This window comes from Salinarimonas chemoclinalis (genome assembly GCF_041514305.1).
Lineage (GTDB): Bacteria > Pseudomonadota > Alphaproteobacteria > Rhizobiales > Beijerinckiaceae > Salinarimonas > Salinarimonas chemoclinalis.
In genome coordinates, this window is sequence record NZ_JBGMWH010000012.1 from 61097 (window position 1) to 82518 (window position 21422).

At 72.5% G+C, this 21422-nt stretch carries 20 protein-coding genes; 7 read left to right on the forward strand and 13 right to left on the reverse strand.

Features of this window, described 5'->3' with window-relative positions:
* Positions 1–17 precede the first annotated feature (17 nt).
* Positions 18–464 (forward strand): YaiI/YqxD family protein, encoded by a 447-nt coding sequence (locus tag AB9M23_RS16815; RefSeq protein ID WP_372425724.1) that lies wholly within the window; start codon positions 18–20, stop codon positions 462–464.
* Here AB9M23_RS16815 and AB9M23_RS16820 read toward each other — a convergent pair whose 3' ends face one another.
* From AB9M23_RS16820 to AB9M23_RS16830, 3 genes are all read right to left on the reverse strand, one after another.
* Positions 465–1370: a sugar phosphate isomerase/epimerase family protein gene (locus AB9M23_RS16820; protein WP_372425725.1), complete on the reverse strand. Its 906-nt coding sequence runs from the start codon at positions 1368–1370 to the stop codon at positions 465–467.
* Between the two features lie 127 nt (positions 1371–1497).
* Positions 1498–2088 (reverse strand): Uma2 family endonuclease, encoded by a 591-nt coding sequence (locus AB9M23_RS16825; RefSeq protein WP_372425726.1) that lies wholly within the window; start codon positions 2086–2088, stop codon positions 1498–1500.
* Between the two features lie 62 nt (positions 2089–2150).
* Positions 2151–2612, reverse strand: coding sequence for a GatB/YqeY domain-containing protein (locus tag AB9M23_RS16830; RefSeq protein ID WP_372425727.1), 462 nt, complete (start codon positions 2610–2612; stop codon positions 2151–2153).
* Between the two features lie 174 nt (positions 2613–2786).
* On the opposite strand from AB9M23_RS16830, the gene carA reads away from it, so the two are divergent.
* Complete coding sequence (carA, locus tag AB9M23_RS16835; RefSeq protein ID WP_372425728.1) at positions 2787–3983, forward strand: glutamine-hydrolyzing carbamoyl-phosphate synthase small subunit; 1197 nt, start codon at positions 2787–2789, stop codon at positions 3981–3983.
* Between the two features lie 89 nt (positions 3984–4072).
* Positions 4073–4423 carry a c-type cytochrome gene (locus AB9M23_RS16840; protein WP_372425729.1) on the forward strand — a complete coding sequence of 117 codons (351 nt, stop codon included), beginning with the start codon at positions 4073–4075 and terminating at the stop codon, positions 4421–4423.
* A gap of 337 nt (positions 4424–4760) precedes the next feature.
* On the opposite strand, the gene AB9M23_RS16845 is transcribed toward AB9M23_RS16840, so the two are convergent.
* From AB9M23_RS16845 to fliG, 4 genes are all read right to left on the reverse strand, one after another.
* Positions 4761–5756, reverse strand: a complete 996-nt coding sequence (locus tag AB9M23_RS16845; protein ID WP_372425730.1) for a patatin-like phospholipase family protein — start codon at positions 5754–5756, stop codon at positions 4761–4763.
* The gene (locus tag AB9M23_RS16850) at positions 5753–6661 is read right to left on the reverse strand and encodes an alpha/beta fold hydrolase (RefSeq protein ID WP_372425731.1); all 909 of its coding nucleotides are present in this window, start codon (positions 6659–6661) and stop codon (positions 5753–5755) included. The genes AB9M23_RS16845 and AB9M23_RS16850 overlap by 4 nt, the downstream gene beginning before the upstream one ends.
* 37 nt (positions 6662–6698) lie before the next feature.
* Positions 6699–7955, reverse strand: coding sequence for a phosphoribosylamine--glycine ligase (gene purD, locus AB9M23_RS16855; RefSeq protein ID WP_372425732.1), 1257 nt, complete (start codon positions 7953–7955; stop codon positions 6699–6701).
* A 96-nt stretch (positions 7956–8051) separates the two neighbouring features.
* Positions 8052–9104: a flagellar motor switch protein FliG gene (gene fliG, locus AB9M23_RS16860; RefSeq protein ID WP_372425733.1), complete on the reverse strand. Its 1053-nt coding sequence runs from the start codon at positions 9102–9104 to the stop codon at positions 8052–8054.
* Positions 9105–9384: 280 nt separating this feature from the next.
* On the opposite strand from fliG, the gene AB9M23_RS16865 reads away from it, so the two are divergent.
* Positions 9385–10734 (forward strand): flagellar hook protein FlgE, encoded by a 1350-nt coding sequence (locus AB9M23_RS16865; protein WP_372425734.1) that lies wholly within the window; start codon positions 9385–9387, stop codon positions 10732–10734.
* Positions 10735–10781: 47 nt separating this feature from the next.
* Here the strand turns inward: AB9M23_RS16865 and AB9M23_RS16870 are convergent, their stop codons facing one another.
* Entirely contained in the window at positions 10782–11759 is a 978-nt protein-coding gene (locus AB9M23_RS16870; RefSeq protein ID WP_372425735.1) for a glycerophosphodiester phosphodiesterase, read from the reverse strand.
* 200 nt (positions 11760–11959) lie between these two features.
* Between AB9M23_RS16870 and AB9M23_RS16875 the strand changes: the two genes are divergently transcribed.
* The 3 genes from AB9M23_RS16875 to AB9M23_RS16885 all read left to right on the forward strand — a co-directional run bounded on the left by AB9M23_RS16875 (position 11960) and on the right by AB9M23_RS16885 (position 15748).
* Positions 11960–13879, forward strand: a complete 1920-nt coding sequence (locus AB9M23_RS16875) for a propionyl-CoA synthetase (protein ID WP_372425736.1) — start codon at positions 11960–11962, stop codon at positions 13877–13879.
* A gap of 85 nt (positions 13880–13964) precedes the next feature.
* Entirely contained in the window at positions 13965–14288 is a 324-nt protein-coding gene (locus AB9M23_RS16880; RefSeq protein WP_372425737.1) for a hypothetical protein, read from the forward strand.
* A gap of 5 nt (positions 14289–14293) precedes the next feature.
* On the forward strand, positions 14294–15748 hold the full coding sequence (locus AB9M23_RS16885) for a methyl-accepting chemotaxis protein (RefSeq protein ID WP_372425738.1): 1455 nt from the start codon (positions 14294–14296) through the stop codon (positions 15746–15748).
* 15 nt (positions 15749–15763) lie between these two features.
* On the opposite strand, the gene AB9M23_RS16890 is transcribed toward AB9M23_RS16885, so the two are convergent.
* The 5 genes from AB9M23_RS16890 to AB9M23_RS16910 form a co-directional block, all read right to left on the reverse strand.
* A complete protein-coding gene (locus AB9M23_RS16890; protein ID WP_372425739.1) occupies positions 15764–17428 on the reverse strand; it encodes a copper resistance CopC/CopD family protein in 1665 nt (554 codons plus the stop codon).
* Positions 17425–17949, reverse strand: a complete 525-nt coding sequence (locus AB9M23_RS16895; protein ID WP_372425741.1) for a YcnI family copper-binding membrane protein — start codon at positions 17947–17949, stop codon at positions 17425–17427. The genes AB9M23_RS16890 and AB9M23_RS16895 overlap by 4 nt, the downstream gene beginning before the upstream one ends.
* A 527-nt stretch (positions 17950–18476) precedes the next feature.
* Positions 18477–20105, reverse strand: coding sequence for a CTP synthase (gene pyrG, locus AB9M23_RS16900; protein ID WP_372425742.1), 1629 nt, complete (start codon positions 20103–20105; stop codon positions 18477–18479).
* A gap of 115 nt (positions 20106–20220) precedes the next feature.
* Positions 20221–20613, reverse strand: a complete 393-nt coding sequence (gene secG / locus AB9M23_RS16905) for a preprotein translocase subunit SecG (RefSeq protein ID WP_372425743.1) — start codon at positions 20611–20613, stop codon at positions 20221–20223.
* A 182-nt stretch (positions 20614–20795) separates the two neighbouring features.
* Positions 20796–21401 carry a peroxidase-related enzyme gene (locus AB9M23_RS16910; protein WP_372425744.1) on the reverse strand — a complete coding sequence of 202 codons (606 nt, stop codon included), beginning with the start codon at positions 21399–21401 and terminating at the stop codon, positions 20796–20798.
* Positions 21402–21422: the final 21 nt, after the last annotated feature.

A 21422-nucleotide genomic window follows, 5' to 3' on the forward strand; every position in this document is an offset into this window, starting at 1 on the left:
CTCCCGCGAAGGCAGCCATGACGATCCTCTACATCGACGCCGACGCCTGCCCCGTGAAGGACGAGGCCTACGCGGTGGCCGCGCGCTTCGGCGTGGCGGTGAAGGTGGTCTCGAACGCCTTCCTGCGCGTGCCGCCCGATGCCGCCATCGAGCGGGTGATCGTGCCGGGCGGGCTCGACGTCGCCGACGACTGGATCGCCGAGCGGGTCGCGCCGGGGGACGTCGTCGTCACCGCCGACGTGCCGCTGGCGGATCGCTGCGTGAAGGCCGGCGCCGTCGCGCTCGCGCCGACGGGCAAGGTCTTCGACGCGCAGTCGATCGGCATGGCGCGCGCCGTGCGCGACCTGATGAGCGACCTGCGCGAGGCGGGCGCCGTCACCGGCGGGCCCAAGCCCTTCTCGCCCAGGGACCGTTCCGCCTTCCGCGCGGCGCTCGACCGGGAGCTGCGGCGCGCGACGCGCTGATCACCCATCGCGCGGCGCCTCGCGAGCGAGCTTCGCCAGGCGGCGCGCGTCGGCGAGCGTCTGCGCCGCCTCGGCAACGAAGCGCTCGGGCAGCTCGACCACGAACGTGCAGCCCTCGGGGAAGCGCGCGGCGCGCATCAGCCGCTCGAGCGGCAGGTCGCCCCAGCCGAGCGGCAGGTGCAGGTCGCCGAGCCCGAAGTGCATCTTCTCGGCCTGGGTGTAGGCCCAGAACGTCTCCTCGGGCACGCCGAAAGAATCGTGCAGGTGCACGTGCGCGGCGACATCGGAGAGCGCCACCGCCTCCGCGAGGCCGTCGCCGCCCCGCGCGCCGGCGTGGAGGAAGCCGTGGCTGACGTCGAGGGTGGCGCGCACGTGCGGGTCGCCGACGGCGGCGATCTCGCGGGCGAGGCGCGCGGGGGAGGCCGTGTGCACGCCCGCGCCGAAGGGGAAGATGTTCTCCACGCAGATCACGAGATCGCGCGCCGCCGCCTCGACGCCGGCGCGGGAGAGCCACTCGCGCTGGCGGGCGTAGCGGCCCTCGAGGTCGGACACGTCTCCCGCGCAGAAGCCGGAATGCATGACCACCCGCCGCGCCCGGAGCCGCGCCGCGACGTCGAGGCTCGCGCGCAGGACGTCGAAATGCAGCGGCAGGTGCTCCGCGTCGTTGAGGAAGTTGAGCCCGATCGCGGCGTGGACGCTGTAGCCCGGCGCGCGCCCGGCGCAGGCCTCGACGAGGCGCGCGAGCGGCCCAGGCAGGATGCGCGCCCGCGCCATCACGTCGAGGGAGAGGAGCGGGATCTCCACGAGGTCGACGCCCAGCCGCTCCAGCCGGTCGAACTCCTGCCCCAGCGTCGCCCCATCCGGGCGCGCCACGTGCGCCGACATGCCCACAATGATGTCCGTCATCGATCGCCTCCTCGCGCCGCCGCCCGCCCGCGCGGCGCGCAGAGACCACGCGGCGATGACGGCCTGATGAAGGCACGAGGCGGCGTTGCGGGCGCGGAAGGACGACCTCGAACGCTCCGCCGTCGCGTCACCCCTCCCCGACCACGCGCAGGCGCCGCGTCGGCTCCAGCGTGTCGTAGACGTCGGCGAGCCCCAGCTCCGCTCCGATCTCGGGGAGCGGGACGCGGGCGTCGAGGTCGTCGTACCGTTCCACGGTCCAGTCATCCGGCTCGACGCGACGCCAGAGCTTCGCCGCGACGGCATCCGGCTCGACGAGGAGAATGAGGCGGATCGACGCGATGCGCCGGTACTCGTCGAGCTTGTCCGTGAGATCGACGACGAGCGTCCCGGGCGAGGCGACCTCCACGACGAGGACGGGACGGATCGCCTCTCGCGCGCCGGAATCGGGCGGGCCGCAATCGACGACCACGTCCGGAAAGCGCACGTTGATCGGGCCGGTGCGAACGGCAGTATCGCTCGCCGTGGTGCGGCAGCCACCGCGCTTCGCCGCGGGCACGAGCGCCACCAGGATGTTGCTGGCGACCACGTCGTGGCTCTGCTTGGCACCGGCCATCATGCGCACCGGCACGCCGTCGGCGAGCTCCCAGCGCTCGCTGCGGCCGGCGATCCAGGCGAGGAACGCGTCGGCGGACATCGGTCCCGGCTCGGCGACGGCCATCGGGCGCTCCTCCAGAGATCACGGCACGCGTGCACGATAGCACAGCCACGCCCGCGTCGTCCTCACCCCTTCGGCAGCATCTCCTTCACGAGCGCGCTCGCCTTCGCGAAGTCCATGCGGCCGGCATACTCGCCGCGGAGCTTGCCGATCACCTTGCCCATGTCCTTCATCGAGGTCGCACCGGTCTCGGCGATGGCGGCCGCGATCGCCGCGCGGGTCTCCGCCTCGTCGAGCTGGCGGGGGAGGAAGTCCTGGATGATCTCCGCCTCCTCGCGCTCCTGGGCGGCGAGTTCCTCGCGCCCGTTCTCGGCGTAGACCTGCGCGCTCTCCTGGCGCTGCTTGATCATCTTCTGGAGGAGCGCGAGGATCTCCTCCTCCGTCGCCTCGCCGCGGTTCGCGCCGCGGGCCTCGATGTCCTTGTCCTTCACCGCCGCCTGGATCATGCGCACGGTGCCGAGCTTGCGCTTGTCGCCGGCCTTCATGGCGTCCTTGAGGTCCTGGGTGAAGCGCGCGCGCAAGCTCATCGTCGTTCTCCTGGGTGGCCCGTCGCCGGGATGCGATCGGGGTCGCGATTGACGGGGCGGGGCACCGTGCTTAAGTCGAGGCCTCAGTGACACGTCACCGGAAGCGTGCCGGATGCCGCGGGGCCGCCCGGTCGACCCCCGATCTCGGCCCCGTATCTACGAGAGAACCCGCCGATGCCGCAAGACACGTCTCCCCCGCAGGGCTGGGAAGAGCCGAAGGCGACCGCCGTGCTCGTGCTCGAGGACGGGACCGTGCTCGAGGGCCACGGCATCGGCGCCGTCGGCGAGGCCGCCGGCGAGGTGTGCTTCAACACGGCGATGACCGGCTACCAGGAGATCCTGACGGACCCCTCCTACGCCGGGCAGATCATCACCTTCACCTTCCCCCACATCGGCAACGTCGGCGTCAACGACGAGGACACCGAGACGATCAACGCCGCCGCCTCCTCGGGCGTGCGCGGCGTCGTCATGGCCGCGCCGATCACCGATCCGTCGAGCTGGCGCGCGACCCGCGACCTCGACGCCTGGCTGAAGGCGCGCGGCATCGCCGGCATCACCGGCGTCGACACCCGCGCGCTCACCGCGCTGATCCGCGATCGGGGCATGCCCAACGCCATCATCGCGCACGACCCGGCGGGCGCCTTCGACCTCGACGCCCTGAAGGCGCGCGCAGGCGCCCTGCCCTCCATGGCGGGGCTCGACCTCGTGCCGCTCGTCGCCGCCACGCAGCGCTACGAGTGGGACGAGACGACCTGGGAGCTCGGCCGCGGCTACGGTCGGCGCGGGGAGGCGCTCCACCATGTCGTCGCGATCGACTACGGCGTGAAGCGCAACATCCTGCGCCTCCTCGCGGACGCCGGCTGCCGGGTCACCGTCGTGCCCTCGACGGCGACCGCCGAGGACATCCTGGCCCTCGCGCCGGACGGCGTCTTCCTCTCGAACGGCCCCGGCGACCCGGCGGCGACGGGGGAATACGCCGTGCCGACGATCCGCGCGATCCTGGAGAAGAAGATCCCCACCTTCGGCATCTGCCTCGGCCACCAGATGCTCGGGCTCGCCGTCGGCGCCAAGACCAGGAAGATGATGCAGGGCCATCACGGGGCGAATCACCCGGTGAAGGACAGGACCACCGGCAAGGTCGAGATCGTGTCGATGAACCACGGCTTCGCGGTCGACACGGACACGCTGCCGGCGGGCGTCGAGGAGACGCACGTCTCGCTCTTCGACGGCTCGAACTGCGGCATCGCGCTCACCGACGCCCCGGCGTTCTCGGTCCAATACCACCCGGAAGCCTCGCCCGGCCCGCACGACAGCCACTACCTCTTCGACCGGTTCGTGTCCCTGATGCGCGCGCAGGCGCCGGCCGCCTGAATTCCGCCGCGTTAACCATCTGTTTACCATGACGGATCACCGTTGCGCCGACGCCCCCGGCAGGGGGCTCGGCCACGAGGAGATGTGTCATGCGTGCGGGCCCCCTGATCAGAGCGATGCTCGTCGTCCTCGTGGGCGGCACCATGGTGGTCGGCTTCGCGCGCGCGCAGGGCGACGCGGGCGACATCGCGCGCGGCGAGCGCATCCTCGCGCAGAACTGCGCCACCTGCCACGCCATCGCCCCGACCGGCGAGAGCCCGCACCCGTCGGCCCCGCCCTTCCGCACCCTGTCGGAGAACTATCCCGTCGAGGCGCTGGAGGAGGCGCTGGGCGAGGGCATCCTCGTCGTCCACGACGGCGTCGTGCAGATGCCGCAATTCGTGTTCTCGCCCGAGGACGTCGGCGACATCATCGCCTACCTCAGTTCGGTCCAGCCCTAGGCGATCCGCCCGTCACCTGCGGCTCTCGACGAGCTGCGACAGGAGAGGTGGGCGGAGGACGCCGGCGACAACTGTCCTTCCCTGTAGGGGAAGGTGGATCGACGCCGAAGGCGACGAGACGGATGGGGCGCGCGGCACGCGCGTTCGGCGAAGCCGAGTTGCGACGGCGGCAGCGGAGACCGAGGCTTCCGCTTCGCGGAACGCGTCGCTTTCGCGCCGCGCCCCATCCGTCACCGGCTACGCCTGCGACACCTTCCCCTACAGGGAAGGAGAGTGCCCGCACCAATCCTGGAGAGTGCCCGGCAGTCGAGACGAAGTGCCGGAGATGCGGGCATCGTCAGCCGGAGGGCTGCGGGGCGCCCGTCGGCGGGGGCCCGAGCGTCGCGGGGTCGCTCTCGCTGCGCCCGACGAGGGCGAGCTGGCGCTCGATCTCGCGCTTGAGCGCGTCCTTGATCGGGTCTACCGCCTCGAACAGCGCCGGCGCCTCGAAGAACTCCAGCACGCGGAAGGCGTGCACCGGCGGGCGCAGCATGATCTGCGGGCAGGCGAGCTTGAGCTTCGCCTGGACGATCGCCTCCTGCATGATCTCGACGGCGCCGAAGGAGACGTCGATCCCGCTGACGAGCCGGGAGGGGTCGAGCGCCGGGCCGGCGGCGACGTCGACGGCGACGATCACGTCCGCCTTGCCGATGAGGTTGTCGAAGGGCAGCGGGTTCACCGCCCCGCCGTCGATGAGGGTCCGCCCCTCGAAGGCGACCGGCTTGAACAGGCCGGGGATCGCCATCGACCCCGCCACAGCGGGCACCAACCGCCCGCTCGCGTAGGTCACCTCCGAGCGGGCGAAGAAGTCGCAGGCCACCGCCTGGAAGGGGATCTCCAGATCCTCGATCCGCGCGGGCACGCCGCCGGGCCAGAAGGCGTCGAGGATCTTCTCGCCGTCGAGCAGCAGCGGGTTGCCGAGGCCGTTGAAGACGTCGACGAGCCTCCCGACCCGCGCCTCCATCAGCCGCGCCATCACCCGCGCCCGGTCCTCCATCGCGTCGAGCGCGTGCTGGCGCAGCGCGCGCGCCGGGATGCCGGCGCAGTACGCGGCGCCGACGACGGCGCCCATCGAGCAGCCGACCACCGCGGCGGGGCGGATGCCGAGCTCGTCGAACGCCTCGAGCACGACGATGTGCGCGAGCCCGCGCGCGCCGCCGGATCCCAGCGCGAGCCCGACCGTCGGGCCGCCGTTACGCGGCACGAGCCGCCCGACCCGCTCGCGCGGCGTGAATGCGGCGCGGCGGCGGGCGGCCTGGGCGCGCGTCGGTCGAAGGTCGCCGTGACGGCTCACGCGGGCGTCTCCAGGAGGCCGCGGATCACCCCGAGCGTGCCGGCGGGGTCCTCCTCGGCGACGAAGTGCCCGGCCTCGACCTGCCGGCCCGTCGCGCCGGGCGCGAAGCTCGCGCGCCAGACGTCGAGCGGCGTCGGCCCGCCCTCGTCGCGGCCGGTGAGGAAGAACGTGCCCCAGGCGAGCGCCACGGGGCAGGCGATGGTGCGCCCGGCCGCCTGGTCCGCCTCGTCCGCCGCACGGTCGAGCGTCGCGCCGGCGCGGTAGTCCTCGCACATGGCGTGGATGCGCGAGGGCTCGTTCGCGCCCTTGCGATAGGCGTCCAGCGCGCGGGGGTCGAAGGGAGCGAGGGATCCCTCGCGAGTCCAGCCGGCCATCAGCTTGTCGAAGAACGCCGCGGGGTTCCTGCCGATCGCCTCTTCCGGCTCGGGTGCGGGGCGGGCGAGGAACTCCCAATGGGCCGCGGGGAAGCGCCCGGCGTCGATCTCGCGCCAGACGTGGACCGTCGGCAGGATGTCGAGCATGCCCAGATGCGACAGCCGCCCGGGTTGGTCGAGCGCCAGCCGGTAGCCGACCCGCGCGCCGCGGTCGTGGCCGACGAGGGCGAAGCGCGCGAAGCCGAAGTCGGACATGATCCGCACGGCGTCGCGCCCCATCGCGGCCTTGGAATAGGTCACGTGGCGCGCGTCGCCCGCGGGCGCGCTCGACCAGCCGTAGCCGCGCAGGTCCATCAGGACGACCGTGTGCGTGCGCGCCAGCTCCGGCGCCACGCGGTGCCACATGACGTGCGTCTGCGGGAAGCCGTGGAGCAGCAGCACCGGCGGCCCCTCCCCGCCCTTGCGCACGAAGGCGCGGCCGACCTCGGTGTCGAGCCAGTGCGAGGTGAAGCCTGGGAACAGGTCCGACATGCGCGCGCCTCCGGGCTTGCGTCCTTGGTGTCGTACCCTAACGCGCGAGCGCCCGCCAACCGATATCCCGCCGGCAGAATCCCTGCGGCCAGTCGATGGCGTCGACGCCCGCGTAGGCCCGCGCGCGCGCCTCGGCGACGTCGGCACCGAGGCCGACGACGGAGAGCACCCGCCCGCCGCTCGCCAGCACGCGATCCCCGTCCCGCCGCGTCCCGGCATGGAAGACCCGCACGCCCGGCAGCGCCGCGGCGGCGTCGAGCCCGCGGATCTCGCTGCCCGTCTCGACCGCGCCGGGATAGCCGCGCGCGGCGAGCGTGACCACGAGCGCCGCCTCGTCCCGCCAGCCGAGCGAGACCTCGGACAGGCGCCCCTCGCAGGCGGCGAGCATGGCGGCGAGGAGATCGCCCTCGAGCCGCGGCATCAGCGCCTGCGCCTCCGGATCGCCGAAGCGCACGTTGTACTCGACGAGCTTCGGGCCGTCGGTCCCGATCATCAGGCCGGCGTAGAGCACGCCGACGAAGGGCGTGCCGCGGGCGCGCAGGGCGGCGAGCGTCGGCTCGACGATCTCGGCCATGGCGCGGGCCTGGAGCTCGGGCGTCAGCACCGGCGCGGGGGAATAGGCGCCCATGCCCCCGGTGTTGGGACCGACGTCGCCGTCGAAGGCGCGCTTGTGGTCCTGCGCGGAGGCGAGCGGCAGGGCGGTCGTGCCGTCGCACAGGGCGAACAGGCTCACCTCCTCGCCCTCGAGGAAGTCCTCGATCACGAGCGCGTCGCCCGGCCCCGCGAGCATGGCGCGCACCGCCTCCTCGGCCTGGGCGGTGGTCTCGGCGACGACGACGCCCTTGCCGGCGGCGAGGCCGTCGTACTTCACGACGATCGGCGCGCCGCGCTCGCGCACCCGGGCGAGCGCCGCCTCGGCGGCGTCGAATCGGGCCCAGGCCGCCGTGGGCGCGCCGGTCTCGTCGCAGATCGCCTTGGTGAAGGCCTTCGAGCCCTCCAGCCGGGCGGCCTCCCGCGTCGGCCCGAACGCCGTGATCTCGGCGGCGGCGAGGTCGTCGACGAGCCCGGCGACGAGCGGCGCCTCGTTGCCCACGACGACGAGGCCGATGGCCGCGGCGCGGCAGAAGGCGATCACGGCGGCGTGGTCTGCGACGTCGAGCCCGACGTTCGTCGCCACCTCCGCCGTTCCCGCGTTGCCGGGCGCGCAGAAGAGCGTATCGCAGAGCGGGCTCTGCACGAGCTTCCAGGCGAGCGCGTGCTCGCGCCCGCCCGATCCGATGAGGAGGACGTTCATGGCGCCTCGTCTAGCGCAGGGCGCGGCGGGCGTCCATGCTCCGCTCCCGCCGCGGGACGATCGGCGGCGAAGCCGGCGCGCCCGAGAGGCCGCGCCTCAGTAGATCAGCTCTTCCTCGGCCCGGTTCTTGGAGATCATGATGTCGCCCTTGTCGGCGAGTTCCTTGGCGAGGTTGACCATCGCGAGCTGGGCCTCGTCGACGTCCTTGATGCGGATCGGCCCGAGCGACTCCATCTCCTCGTTGAGGTTCTTGGCGGCGCGGCTCGACATGTTGCCCATGAAGAAGGTCCGCACCGGCTCCGGCGAGCCCTTGAGCGCCTTGCACAGGATCTGCTTGTCGACCTGGCGGATCAGCGTCTGGGCGGAGGCGGGATCGAGCTTCGTCAGGTCCTCGAAGGTGAACATCAGTTGGCGGATGCGCTTTGCCGCCTCGCGGTTGAGGTCGTCGAGCGCCGAGAGGAAGCGCGTCTCGGTCTGGCGGTCGAAGGCGTTGAACACCTCCGCCATGGCCTCGTGGGCGTCGCGCTTGGCCGTCTGCGCGACGGCGCCGACGAATTCGAGGCGCAGCGTCTCCTCGATGTGGTGGAGCGCCTCCTTCTGCACGGTCTCGAGCTTGAGCATGCGGTTGACGACGTCGAGCGCGAAGTCGTCGGGCAGCATGGTGAGCACCCGCGCGGCGTGGTCGGGCCGCACGCGCGAGAGAATCACGGCGACCGTCTGCGGATATTCCGAGCGCAGGTAGTTGGCCAGGATCTCCGCGTCGATCTGCGAGAGACGCGTCCAGATGCGCTTGCCCGAGGTGTTGTAGATCTCGGCCATGATGATGGCCACCTGGTCGGGCGGGAAGACCTTCATCAGGAGCTGCTCGGTGCGCTCCACCGAGCCCGAGACGCTCGAGTTCGACAGCCGCTGGATGAAGTCGACGATCAGTCGCTCCACCGTCGAGGCGTCGACCGTGCCGAGCTGCACCATGGCGTGGGAGACCGTGCGCACCTCCTCCTCGTCGAGCATCGCCCAGATCGGCTTGCCGTGCTGCTCGCCCAGCAGCAGCAGGAAGAGCGCGGCGCGCTGGGGTCCCGGCAGGCTGTCGAACTCGTCGCTGGCGGCGAGCGCGGCGGTCGCGGCGGCGGTGATGGCGGAGGCGGCCATGGCGAGATGGTCCCGAAGCTCTCGTCGTCTCGTGCGGGATTCGCGATCGCGCACCCGTGCCGCCAGCACACACGCGCGAGCGTTAACGGAGAGTTAAGCCGCGGGCCGAACCGGGCAGATCCTGCCGGGCGGGGGCGCGTCCCTTGCCGGGGGCGGGCTTCGGCCGATGTGCGAAAACCCTTGCGGCGCAACGAATCTTCCCGTGGCACGCCGCTTGCGCCGCCGCGGCGAGTGGCGCTGCGTTCCGGCGTCGACGGGAAGCGAAGAGGGTAGATCGGTCATGGGCAGCTTCGGATCCTTGCTGACCGCGGTGGCGGGCCTCAGGTCCCAGTCCTTCAGCATGCAGAACATCTCGGGCAACATCGCGAACTCCTCGACGCCCGGCTTCAAGCGGGTGGACACGAGTTTCGTGGATCTCGTCCCCGAGCAGCCGATCACGCGGCAGGTCTCGGGCTCCGTGAACGCGTTCTCGCGCGCGACGAACACGCTCACGGGCTCGTACCTGCCGACGAACATCGACACCAACGTCGCGCTCAACGGCCAGGGCTTCTTCGTCGTGGGCCAGCCGCCGGTGACGACGACGACGGTCGTGCGCCAGAGCCCGGAGCTCTACACGCGCCGCGGCGACTTCGAGCTCGACCGGCAGGGCTACATGGTCAACGGCGCAGGCTACGCGCTGCGCGGCACGATGCTAGATCGTACGACCGGCGCACCGCTGCCCAACCAGCAGGGCGGATTCATCCAGATCACCCAGGAGCTGCTCGGGCGGCTCGACCCGAACCCGACGTCGACGGTGAACTACCAGGCCTCGCTGCCGACGAACCCGGGCACGGTCACCGCCCAGGGTGGCGGCACGACCGAGATGGTTCCCGCCGCCGGGCCCGCGGCGATCACGGAGGCGCAGGAGACCGACTTCCTGAACTCGACGCTCCCCGGGGGCAGCGTCACGGTCTTCAACGCGGTGGGCGCGATCGGGAGCATGAACCTGCGCTGGGGGCGCCTGACCAACGATCCCGCGACCGGCAGCACCTGGGCGCTCTACTACGAATCCCGCTCCGGCGCGCCCACGGACACCTGGCGGCGCCTCGACACCGACGCCGTGTCCTTCAACAACGCCGGCGCGATGACCGGCCCGGCGGACGGCACGCTCTCGTCGGGCGGCGACGTCACGATCAACAACGTCGTGTTCCAGCCCGTCGACATCAACATCCAGGGCGGCATGACGGTGAACGACACCGGCGGATCGGTGATCCCGAGCTTCATCGAGCAGAACGGCTTCGGCGTGGGCCGCTACGAGAGCGTGGCGATCTCCGAGGAGGGCGTCGTCTCGATCGCCTACAGCAACGGCCAGGTGCGCCCGGTGGCGGAGCTGTCGCTCGTCGGCTTCTTCGCGCCCAACGCCCTGCGCCGCGTGGACGGTGGCGCCTTCGAGGCCACCCGCGAATCCGGCGATCCCTCCGTCGCCTTCGCCCGCGGCACAGTGCTCGCGGGCGGCGTCGAGAGCTCCAACGTCGACATCTCCGAGGAATTCGCCAAGATGATCGTCACCCAGCAGGCCTACACGGCCAACACGCGGGTGATCTCGGCCTCGCAGGAGATGATCCGAGACGTGCTCAACGTCGTCCGGTGACGACCGGCGCGGGCGGCGCCCGCGCCACGGACCCGCCGCCGCGTCCGTCAGCGCGTCGGCAGGCGCACCTGCGGCGCCACCACGTCGCCGCGCTCGACGAGGAGCGCGCGCAGGCGGTTGGGGTAGTCGGTGATGATGCCGTCGACACCCATCTCGACGAGGCGGCGCATGGCGGCGATCTCGTTGACCGTCCAGGGGATCACCGCGAGGCCGAGACCCTTCGCCTCCGCCAGGCGCTTGGCATCGAGGTCCTCGTGATGCGGCGACCAGACCGCGCAGCCGGCGTCCGCCGCGAGCCGCGGCGCGGAGCCCTCCACGTCGTCCGCGTCGCGCCCGCCGAGCCAGGGCGAGGCCCCCGGCCGCCCGGCTTCAACCGTATCGAAGGGCTCCTGCGCCGTGAGGCAGACCCGCGCGATCTCGGGGGCGACCGCGGCCAGGGCGTCGAGCGTGCGCCAGTCGAAGCTCTGCACGCTCACCCGATCGGCGAGGCCATGGGCGCGCACGACCTCCGCGAGGAGCGCGGCGAACGCCTCCGGCGTCGGCGACAGGTCGGCGCGGTCCGGGCGGATCTTCGTCTCGAGATTGTAGCGCACGTGGCCTGCGCCGAGCGCCTCGACCCGCGCGAACACCTCCTCCAGCGTCGGGATGCGCGCGCCGTCGCGGGTGATCTGGTCGGCGAAGCGGCGCGCGTAGTCGGAGCCCGGGCGGAGGCGGCCGACGTCGTAGCGCTTCACCGCCTCGAGCGTCATCTGCCGCACGGGCAGCGCCTCGCCGACCCAGCTCCCGTCCGGCCCGCGGGCGATGTCCGGGGAGAGCGCGAGGTCGTGATTGACCACGAGGACGTCGTCGGCGGTGACGACGAGGTCGAGCTCCAGCGTGTCGACGCCGATGGCGAGCGCCTGGTCGACGGCCGCGAGCGTGTTCTCCGGCGCGAGTCCGCGCGCGCCGCGGTGGCCCTGCAGGTCGAAGGCGTGGGCCGGCGCGGCGGCGAGGAACGCCGCCGCCAGGATCGAAAGGAGCCGCATCGTCCACCTCGCGCGTCGGATCGGCCCATCCTACGGCCAAAGCGCCCGCGAATGAAGCGCGTCCGGCGCGGATCCGCCCGCGTCGGATGCATCCGCGCTCTCCCCGATGGCCGAAAGTCCGGCTTGCCGCGATCTTGTGAGCCGTGCATGCGCGACGCATCGTACGGCCCAACGACGAAACGCCACGGGAGGACGAAGCCATGACGACGCCTGGTGCGAGCCGCTACCACGAGGTCTACGCGGCCTGGAAGGCCGACCCGCGGGCCTTCTGGGGCGAGGCGGCGAAGGCGATCGACTGGTTCACGCCACCGGAGATGGTTCTCGACGAGAAGGCCGGCGTCTACGGCCGCTGGTTCGAGGGGGGCGTCGGCAACGTCTGCCACAACGCGCTCGACCGCCACGTCGCCGAACGCGGCGACCAGAAGGCGATGATCTGGGACAGCGCCATGACCGGCGAGAGCGCGGCGTGGACCTATGCCGAGATGCGCGACGAGGTCGCCGCGCTCGCGGGCGTGCTGCGCGAGATGGGCGTGGAGAAGGGCGACCGGGTCGTCGTCTACATGCCGATGATCCCGCAGGCGGTGTTCGCCATGCTCGCCTGCGCCCGCATCGGCGCGATCCACTCCGTCGTGTTCGGCGGCTTCGCGGCGAACGAGCTCGCGACCCGCATCGAGGACGCGACGCCCAAGGCGATCCTCTCCGCATCCTGCGGTCTCGAGCCCGGCCGCACCGTCGCCTACAAGCCCCTGCTCGACAAGGCGATCGAGCTGTCGATCCACAAGCCCGACGCCTGCCTGGTCTTCCAGCGACCGCAGGCGCAGGCGACGCTCGTCGCGGGGCGCGACCGGGACTGGGCGCAGGCCGTCGCGGACGCGAAGGCGCACGGGCGCCTCGCCGACTGCGTGCCGGTGGCGGCGACCGATCCGCTCTACGTGCTCTACACGTCGGGTACCACGGGCAAGCCCAAGGGCGTCGTGCGCGACACGGGCGGCTACATGGTGGCGCTCGCCTGGTCGATGCATGCGCTCTACGGCGTGGAGCCCGGCGAGGTCTACTGGTGCGCCTCCGACGTCGGCTGGGTGGTGGGCCACTCCTACATCGTCTACGGCCCCCTGATCGCCGGGTGCACCACGATCCTCTACGAGGGCAAGCCCGTGGGCACGCCCGACGCGGGCGCGTTCTGGCGCGTGATCGCGGAGCACGGCGTCACCACGCTGTTCACCGCGCCGACCGCCCTGCGCGCCATCAAGAAGGAGGACCCGCGCGCCGAGCACCTCGCGCGCTGGGACCTGTCCCGCTTCCGTGCCCTCTTCCTCGCCGGCGAGCGCGCCGACCCCGCCACCGTGCAATGGGCGGAGGAGACGCTGAAGGTTCCCGTGATCGACCATTGGTGGCAGACGGAGACCGGCTGGGCCATCGCCGGCAACCCCGTCGGCCTCGGTGCGCTGCCGGTCAAGCACGGCTCGCCGACGGTGCCGATGCCCGGCTACGACGTGCGCATCGTCGACGAGGGCGGGCGCGACGTGCCGCCGAACACGATGGGCTCGATCGTCATCGCCCTGCCCCTGCCCCCCGGCTGCCTGCCCACCCTCTGGCACGCCGACGACCGGTTCCGCGAGAGCTACCTCGAGGCCTTCCCCGGGACCTACAGCACGTCCGACGCGGGCTTCGTCGACGAGGACGGCTACCTCTTCATCATGGGCCGCACGGACGACATCATCAACGTCGCCGGCCACCGCCTCTCCACGGGCGGCATGGAGGAGGTCCTCGCCTCGCATCCCGCGGTCGCGGAATGCGCCGTCGTGGGCGTCAAGGACGCGCTAAAGGGCGAGGTGCCCTGCGGTTTCGTGGTGCTCAAGGCGGGCGTCGAGGCGTCGCCCCTCGCGATCGAGAAGGAGCTCGTGGGCCTCGTGCGCGAGCGCATCGGCCCGGTCGCGGCGTTCAAGCTCGCGATCACGGTCGGCCGGCTGCCGAAGACGCGCTCGGGCAAGATCCTGCGCGGCACCATGAAGAAGATCGCCGACGGGGACGACTGGGCGATGCCGGCGACCATCGACGATCCGTCGATCCTCGATGAAATATCGTCGGAGTTGTCGCGACGCGGTTTCGGCCGCACGTGAGCACGGCATCGCCTTAACCCGCGTTTAAATCCCGAGGCGCAGAGTTTTGCCGACAAGCGACACGTACGTCGCTGCGGAATCTGCGATGACCCGCCTGCTCCTCGCGCTCTTCGCGATCGCCTCCCTCGCGCTCCCGCTCGCCGCGGGTGCGCCGGCGGACGTGCGCGCGGGCACGGCGATCGTCTTCCCGCCCTGGACGAGCCAGGCCGACGCCTTCGCCCGCATCGGGGCGAGCGGCGGGGCGCTGGTGAGCGCGGGCTCGGTCCCCTTCGTCGCCATCGCCGTCGCCGACGAGCCCGCGGCCTTCGCGCGCGCGGTGCGGACGGCCGGCGCCCTCTTCCTCCTCGATCCCGGTGCGCTCGGCGGCTGCCTCGTACCGCGATCGGACGCTCCTTCATCCAGGACATGACACAGATGGTCGACGTCTCCACGCTCCGCATCACCACGGCGAAGGCGCTCTCGGCGCTCCTCGCCGCGCACGTCGCCGTCGCCGCCGGCATCGCGCTCGCGCTCGGCGGCTCGATCGTCGCCGGCATCGGCATCGCCGCGCTCCTCGCGGCGCCCGGGATCGCCCTGACGCTGGCCCGTCCCGACAGCCTGGAGACGCGGTTCGCCATCGCCATCGGCCTCATCGCGCAGGTCTCGCTGTTCGTCTGGCAGCTGTCGGGCCACCCGTGGCAGATCGACGTGCACATGTACTACTTCGCGGCGCTCGCGATGCTGGCGGGCTTCTGCGACTGGCGGACGATCCTGCTCGGCGCCGCGGTCACGGCGCTCCACCACCTGTCCTTCAACTTCCTCATTCCGCTCGCGGTCTTCCCGGAGGGCGCGAGCTTCCTGCGCGTCGTCCTGCACGCTGTCATCGTCGTGCTGGAGACCGCGGTGCTCACCTGGGTGGTGCTCACCCTCGAGACGATGATCGCCGCCTCGCGCGAGGGGCTGCTGGCGGCGGAGGCCGCCGCGGCGAAGGAGCGCGAGCTCGCCGAGGTGCGCGCCGCCGAGGGCCGCAAGGTGGCGGAGCGCGCCGCCACCGTGGACACGCTCGCCGCCGAGTTCGAGAGCGGCATCCGCTCGGCGCTCGCGAGCCTCGACGGCGCCTTCGAGACCATGCGCGGGCAGGCCGACGGTCTCACCGGGATCGCCAGCCGCACCCGCGGCTCGGTGTCGGACGCGATGGGTCGGTCGGAGGCCACCGCGGCCAACATCCAGCACGTCGCGGCCTCCGGCGAGCAGCTGGCGGCCTCGATCGGCGAGATCGGCCGCTCGGCCCAGTCCTCCTCCGAGATCGCGGCGCGTGCCGTCGCCGGCGCGCGGGCGACCGACGCCCACGTCCAGGATCTCTCCGCCGCCGCGCGCTCGATCGGCGAGGTCGTCGACCTGATCCGCACCATCGCCGAGCAGACGAACCTGCTCGCGCTCAACGCCACGATCGAGGCCGCGCGGGCGGGCGAAGCCGGAAAGGGCTTCGCCGTCGTCGCCGCGGAGGTGAAGACGCTCGCCAACCAGACCGCCAAGGCCACCGAGGAGATCGCCGCCAAGGTCGCCGAGATGCAGGCGGCCACCGACGGGTCGGTGACCTCGATCCGCGACATCGCCGCGACGATCGACGAGATGAACCAGCTCGCGGCGGCGATCGCCTCCGCTGTGAGCCAGCAGAGCGCGGCGACCTCCGAGATCTCCCGCAACGTTCAGGAAGCCGCCAACGGGGCGCGCGCCGTGAACGGCGCCGTGGACGTCGTCGGTGGGCTGGCGGACGAGACCGGCGCCGCCTCCCAGGCGATCATCGCCGCCTCCAAGGCCCTCGCCGGCGAGGCCGCGGAGATCCGCGCGCGGGTGGAAGGCTTCGTCTCGAAGGTCCGCGCCGCCTGAGCGGTCGCGCGAACGTCACTCCAGCACGAGCGTGCCGCCGAGCACCTCGCGGTCGAAGTCGGTGACGAGCACCTCGACGCGCAGGTCCCAGGACCCCGCGACGGGGAGCGCGAGCGCCTCGACCACGAACGCCTCCCCCGCGCGCACGGCGCGCGCCTCGACCCGCTCGATGCCGATGTCGGGCCGCGCCAGGGCGACGGTCACCTCCAGCGGCACGAGCGGCGCGAAATCCGCGTCGGCGAGGGCGAGCTCGAAGCGGTTCGCGCCGGCGCGCCCCGGGATCACCGAGACCTGCGCCATGGCGAGGCGCCCGTGCAGGTGCAGCTCGATGCGCGCATCGGCCACCGGGGCCTGCGCCATCGCCCGCGGCGGCGGCGTGGCGCGAAGCGACGAGACGAGCGCGAGAGCCGCGACGCCGAGCACGACCTCCGCGCGCAGCGACGCCCGCAGGCGACCATGCGCCCGGGGACGGCCGTGGGCGAGCGCCGGCGCGAGTCGCGTGCGATTGACGAAGGCGAGTGCGAGCATGCCGGCCACGAGCGCCACCTTGGCCGCGAGCAGCGGCACATAGGCGCCCGCCCCGAGCGCCTCCGGCGCGGGAGCGACCTGGAGGACGGTCAGCATCGCGCCCGTCGCGACCAGCACGAGAGCGGGAACGAGCGCGACCGTCGAGAAGCGCGCCAGCGCAGCCGCCGCCTCGGCGCGGCGATCGACGAGGATCGCCAGCAGCACCGGAAGCGCGCCGACCCACAGGAGCCCGAGCAGAGCATGCAGGGCGACGGCCGCCGCCGCCAGCGCCCGCGGCGGCGCGGTCGCCGCATGGCCGAAGAGCGCGTAGGACGCCCCCGCGAGCGCGAGCGCCCCGACGGCCGGATAGGCGGCGAGCCGCGATGCGCCGAGCGCGAGCGCCGCGAGGAGCCCCGCTGCGATCGCGGCGAGCGCGCTGCGCCCGAAGGCGCTCGTCACGCCCGCCTCCCAGGCGGCGGCGAGGTCCCGGCCGGACACGAGCGCCGGTGGAGCCGCGGCGACGAGGTCGGCACCGTGGAGCAGCGTCGCGACGAGCGCCGCCGGAAGCGTGGCGAGCGCGGCGGCGCGGGCGACGCGCAGCGCCGCCCGCGGCACCCGGCCGCGCTCGACGAGGACGGCATAGCCCGCGCCGCCGACCCCGAGCGCGAGGGCGAGCGTGAGCAGGAAGCGGCCGAGAGCCGCCGCGCCGGCGGTCGCGCCGGCGGTCGCCTCGGGCGCCTGTGCTGCGCTCGGCGCGCCGATGGAGAAGACGTGCGTCCCGCCGACGGGGTGGCCGTCGGCCGAGACGACACGCCAGGCGACGAGGTGCGTTCCCGCGGCGAGGTCGCCGGGAGGCTCGATCACGAGCACGGCTCCCTCGACGCGCGACGCCGCCTCCCGGCTCGCACCGTCGGGCGTTATCCAGCGCACCGAGAGCGGCGCGACCGGCTCGTTGAAGACGAGCCGCACGGCCTCGGGCGCCGCCTCGAGCACGGCGTCGCGCGCGGGCTCCGCCGCCTGGAGCCGCGCGTGCGCGCGCGCCTCGCCGACCAGCCCGGAGACGAGTCCGACGAGCAGCGCGAGCAGGAGCGCTAGGCGGAGCGCGGCGATACGCGGCGCCGCGGGCGGGCGGAGCCCCCCGCCCGCGGTGGACGGGGGGCGGTGGCGCGTCATTCGACGATGCGCAGGGCCGGCGCCGGATAGCGCAGGTCGCCGGCGCCCCGGCCCTCGGCGGGGATCTCGATCCAGCGCTCGGCCCCGTTGTCGCACTCCTGCACGGTCGGGAAGTGGATGGTCGTCCCCGCGGGGAACGCGTCCGTCAGACGGCCGCGGAAGACGAACTCGTCATAGTGCGCGTCGAGGAGCTCGCCGCGCCAGATCAGCTCGACGACGCCCTCAGTCACCTCGGTGCCGTGGGACGTGTAGGGGCGCGCGAGCGGTCCGGTGACGATCTCGAGCTCCCAGCCGGCCTTCGGCATCGGCTTCACCGAGATCATGCCCTCGGGGATGCGCACGCGCAGCACGCGCGTCGCCTCGCCGTCGCAGCCGTGCGGGACGCGCAGGACGGCCTTGTAGGTCGAGCCGGCACGGGCTTCCCGCACCTCGAGGGTGGCGTGTGCGGAGGCGACGGAAGGCGCGAGGAGGCAAGCGAGCGCGAGGGCGCCGCCCGCGAGGACGGGGTGGATGGTCTTCATGTCGAAAGTCTCTCGATCGGTTGGACGTGGGTCTCGTCAGGCGACCGAGATACGGGGCGGAGCGCGGCTTCGGTGCGCGCGGCGCGGAGACATCGCGCGGGCGCGTCGGCGCCGCGGAACGACCGGCCGCGGCGCGCGCCGGGCATGGACGACGAGCGACGGCAGCGTCGCGGGGAGCGCCGCCGCCTTGGCCAGGAGGCAGAACGGGCACGGGACCCACCCCGCATCCGCGCCCGACGGGCCGCCGTCGGCGGCGGCGAGAGCGTGCTCCGCGATGCCGTGACAGAGGGTCGCGAGCGCCTCCGGAAGCACGTCCGCGTACGCCGCATGGTGCGCGGAATGCCCGCCGCCCACGCCCGTCGGCACGTGCGCGAAGCCGGACGACGCCAACGCCAGCGCGACGAGCGCGACGAGCGATCGTCGCAGCCGAGCGAGGACGTGGCGTGTGAGCGGGGGCGCCATGCGACGTGTCATACGCGACCACCCGGCGCGCCGTCAAGCCGCCGATGGGCTCCGCACCGAGGAGATCAAACCAGCCGAGATTGCACCAACGCCGCCTCGATGAAGCTGCGGAAGAGCGGGTGGGGCTCGAAGGGGCGGGACTTCAGCTCCGGGTGGAACTGGACGCCCACGAACCAGGGGTGGTCGGCGCGCTCCACGATCTCCGGCAGGAGCCCGTCCGGCGAGACGCCGCAGACCATGAGCCCCGCCTCCTCCAGCCGCTCGCGATAGGCCATGTTGACCTCGTAGCGGTGGCGGTGGCGCTCCTCGATCTCGGTCGCGCCGTAGATCTCCGAGACGCGGCAGCCGGCGCTGAGCGTCGCCGCGTAGGCGCCGAGCCGCATCGTCCCGCCCAGGTCGCCGGCCGCGGCGCGGCGCTCGAGCTCGTTGCCGCGCATCCACTCGGTCATCAGGCCGACGACGGGCTCGTCGGTCCGGCCGAACTCGGTCGAGCCGGCCCGGTCGATCCCCGCGAGCGAGCGCGCGGTCTCGATGCAGGCCATTTGCATGCCGAAGCAGATGCCGAAATAGGGGATCTTGCGCTCGCGCGCGAAGCGCACCGCCTGGATCTTGCCCTCGGAGCCCCGCTGGCCGAAGCCGCCGGGAACGAGGATGCCGTTGACGTTCTCCAGGTAGGGCGCCGGATCGGACTGCTCGAAGATCTCGCTCTCGATCCACTCGAGGTTGACCTTCACCCGATTAGCGATGCCGCCGTGGTTGAGCGCCTCGATCAGGGACTTGTAGGCGTCCTTGAGCCCCGTGTACTTGCCGACGATGGCGATCGTCACCTCGCCCTCGGGGTTCTTCACCCGCTCGACGATGTCCTCCCAGGTGGCGAGGTCCGGCTCGGGCGCGTCGTCGATTCCGAAGGCGGCGAGCACCTCGGTATCGAGCCCCTCCGCGTGATAGGAGAGCGGCACCTCGTAGATCGACGGCACGTCGCGCGCCTCGATCACCGCCGTCTCGCGCACGTTGCAGAAGAGCGCGAGCTTGCGCCGCTCCTCGCGCGGAATCGGCCGGTCGCAGCGGCAGAGCAGGATGTCCGGCTGGATGCCGATGGAGCGCAGTTCGGCGACGGAGTGCTGCGTCGGCTTCGTCTTGAGCTCGCCGGCGGAGGGGATGAAGGGCAGGAGTGTCAGGTGGATGTAGATGGCGTGGCCGCGCGGCAGCTCGTTGCCGAGCTGGCGGATCGCCTCGAAGAAGGGCAGGCCCTCGATGTCGCCGACCGTGCCGCCGATTTCCACGAGGACGAAGTCGTAGCCCTCGTTGCCGGTGAGCACGAAGTCCTTGATGGCGTTCGTCACGTGCGGGATCACCTGGATCGTCGCGCCGAGATAGTCCCCGCGCCGCTCCTTGGCGATGATGTCCTGGTAGATGCGACCCGTGGTGATGTTGTCCTGCTTCGTCGCGGGCACGCCGGTGAAGCGCTCGTAGTGGCCGAGGTCGAGGTCCGTCTCGGCGCCGTCGTCGGTGACGAAGACCTCGCCGTGCTGGTAGGGGCTCATCGTCCCCGGGTCGACGTTGAGGTAGGGGTCGAGCTTGCGCAGGCGGACCCTGTAGCCGCGCGCCTGCAGCACCGCCCCGAGGGCCGCCGAGGCGAGCCCCTTGCCGAGCGATGACACCACGCCGCCGGTGATGAAAACGTACCGCGTCATGGACCTTCACCTTCATGACGGCGCCCTCGATTCGCAAGCGGCGAATCGAGTCCGGCCGTGATCATCCACATGCGAGCGGGTCGCGGCCGCGATGGGGCGCGACCGCGGCGGCGCGTCAGCGCGACTGCGGGACCTCGGGCCCCGCCGGGGCGCCGCCCTGCATCCGGTCGAGCTGCTCGAGCACGCCGGGACCGGGCAGCGGCGCGCCGGGGGCGGACGGCTGGTCGGTCGGCACGCCGAAGGGCAGCGTGTCGATCACCGAGGTCGGGGCGCGGTCGATGCCCGCGAGGACCGCGAGCCCGAGGCTGGTGGCGAAGAACAGCCCGGCGAGCACGGCGGTCGTGCGGGTGAGCACGCTCGCCTGGCCGCGGCCGGTCATGAAGCCGCCGCCGCCCCCCGACGAGCCGCCGCCCATGCCGAGGCCACCGCCCTCGGAGCGCTGCAGCAGCACGACGCCGACGAGCGCCAGCACGATGATGAGGTGGACGATGATCAGAACGGTTTGCATTGAAACAGCCTCGAGCGGCCCCGCGCCCGGCGGGCCGCTCGTCACGTCTTGCGATGAGCGCCGCGTCTAGCACGGTCGCGGCGGCCGTTCCACTGCGAAAAGCCGCCGCCCGCGCATGCCCTCCATGTGGGTGCCGGCGGCGGGAGGCGCAAGGACGCCCTCCGCGGGCCATGACGACGCCCTCAGCGGGCCATGACGTGGTATTCCGCGTTGGGGCGCATGTCGGTCGCCGAGGCGAGGCGGTTCGACATGGCGAAGAAGGACGCCACCGCCGCCACGTCCCAGACGTCGACGTCGGTGAACCCTTCGTCGCGCAGCGCCTGCCGGTCGACCTCCGCGATTGAGGACGAGGCGAGGGCGACCTTCTCGGCGAAGGCGAGCATGGCGACGTGGCGGGGCGCGAGCCGGGCCGCGCGCCAGTTCACGCCGAGCGTGTCCCCGAGCACCGGGTCGCCGGAGAGCTGGCGCACGGCCGCGCCGTGGGCGGTGACACAGTAGAAGCAACGGTTCGCCGCCGAGACCACGACCGCGATCATCTCGCGCTCGAGCTTGGTGAGGCCCGACGGCGCCAGCATCAGCCCGTTGTAGAAGGCGGCGAAGGCCGAGAGCTTGGCGTCGTCGTGGGCGTAGGCGGCGAGCACGTTGGGTACGAAGCCGATCTTCTCCGCGCACTTGTCGAGGTAGCCGCGCATCTCCGGCGAGAGCGCGCCCGCCGGCAGATCCAGCGCCGTGGGCCCCGCCTCCGGCTCCCTGAGAGGCTGCTTCGATCCCGGTTTCGGCTCGCTCATGACACTCTCCCGGCGCTGGCG

Coding starts and splice junctions, on each gene's coding strand:
- AB9M23_RS16815 (WP_372425724.1), top strand. CDS start 18: ATGACGATCCTCTACATCGACGCCGACGCCTGCCCCGTGAAGGACGAG.
- AB9M23_RS16820 (WP_372425725.1), bottom strand. CDS start 1,370: ATGACGGACATCATTGTGGGCATGTCGGCGCACGTGGCGCGCCCGGAT.
- AB9M23_RS16825 (WP_372425726.1), bottom strand. CDS start 2,088: ATGGCCGTCGCCGAGCCGGGACCGATGTCCGCCGACGCGTTCCTCGCC.
- AB9M23_RS16830 (WP_372425727.1), bottom strand. CDS start 2,612: ATGAGCTTGCGCGCGCGCTTCACCCAGGACCTCAAGGACGCCATGAAG.
- carA (WP_372425728.1), top strand. CDS start 2,787: ATGCCGCAAGACACGTCTCCCCCGCAGGGCTGGGAAGAGCCGAAGGCG.
- AB9M23_RS16840 (WP_372425729.1), top strand. CDS start 4,073: ATGCGTGCGGGCCCCCTGATCAGAGCGATGCTCGTCGTCCTCGTGGGC.
- AB9M23_RS16850 (WP_372425731.1), bottom strand. CDS start 6,661: ATGTCGGACCTGTTCCCAGGCTTCACCTCGCACTGGCTCGACACCGAG.
- purD (WP_372425732.1), bottom strand. CDS start 7,955: ATGAACGTCCTCCTCATCGGATCGGGCGGGCGCGAGCACGCGCTCGCC.
- fliG (WP_372425733.1), bottom strand. CDS start 9,104: ATGGCCGCCTCCGCCATCACCGCCGCCGCGACCGCCGCGCTCGCCGCC.
- AB9M23_RS16865 (WP_372425734.1), top strand. CDS start 9,385: ATGGGCAGCTTCGGATCCTTGCTGACCGCGGTGGCGGGCCTCAGGTCC.
- AB9M23_RS16870 (WP_372425735.1), bottom strand. CDS start 11,759: ATGCGGCTCCTTTCGATCCTGGCGGCGGCGTTCCTCGCCGCCGCGCCG.
- AB9M23_RS16875 (WP_372425736.1), top strand. CDS start 11,960: ATGACGACGCCTGGTGCGAGCCGCTACCACGAGGTCTACGCGGCCTGG.
- AB9M23_RS16880 (WP_372425737.1), top strand. CDS start 13,965: ATGACCCGCCTGCTCCTCGCGCTCTTCGCGATCGCCTCCCTCGCGCTC.
- AB9M23_RS16885 (WP_372425738.1), top strand. CDS start 14,294: ATGGTCGACGTCTCCACGCTCCGCATCACCACGGCGAAGGCGCTCTCG.
- AB9M23_RS16890 (WP_372425739.1), bottom strand. CDS start 17,428: ATGACGCGCCACCGCCCCCCGTCCACCGCGGGCGGGGGGCTCCGCCCG.
- AB9M23_RS16895 (WP_372425741.1), bottom strand. CDS start 17,949: ATGAAGACCATCCACCCCGTCCTCGCGGGCGGCGCCCTCGCGCTCGCT.
- pyrG (WP_372425742.1), bottom strand. CDS start 20,105: ATGACGCGGTACGTTTTCATCACCGGCGGCGTGGTGTCATCGCTCGGC.
- secG (WP_372425743.1), bottom strand. CDS start 20,613: ATGCAAACCGTTCTGATCATCGTCCACCTCATCATCGTGCTGGCGCTC.
- AB9M23_RS16910 (WP_372425744.1), bottom strand. CDS start 21,401: ATGAGCGAGCCGAAACCGGGATCGAAGCAGCCTCTCAGGGAGCCGGAG.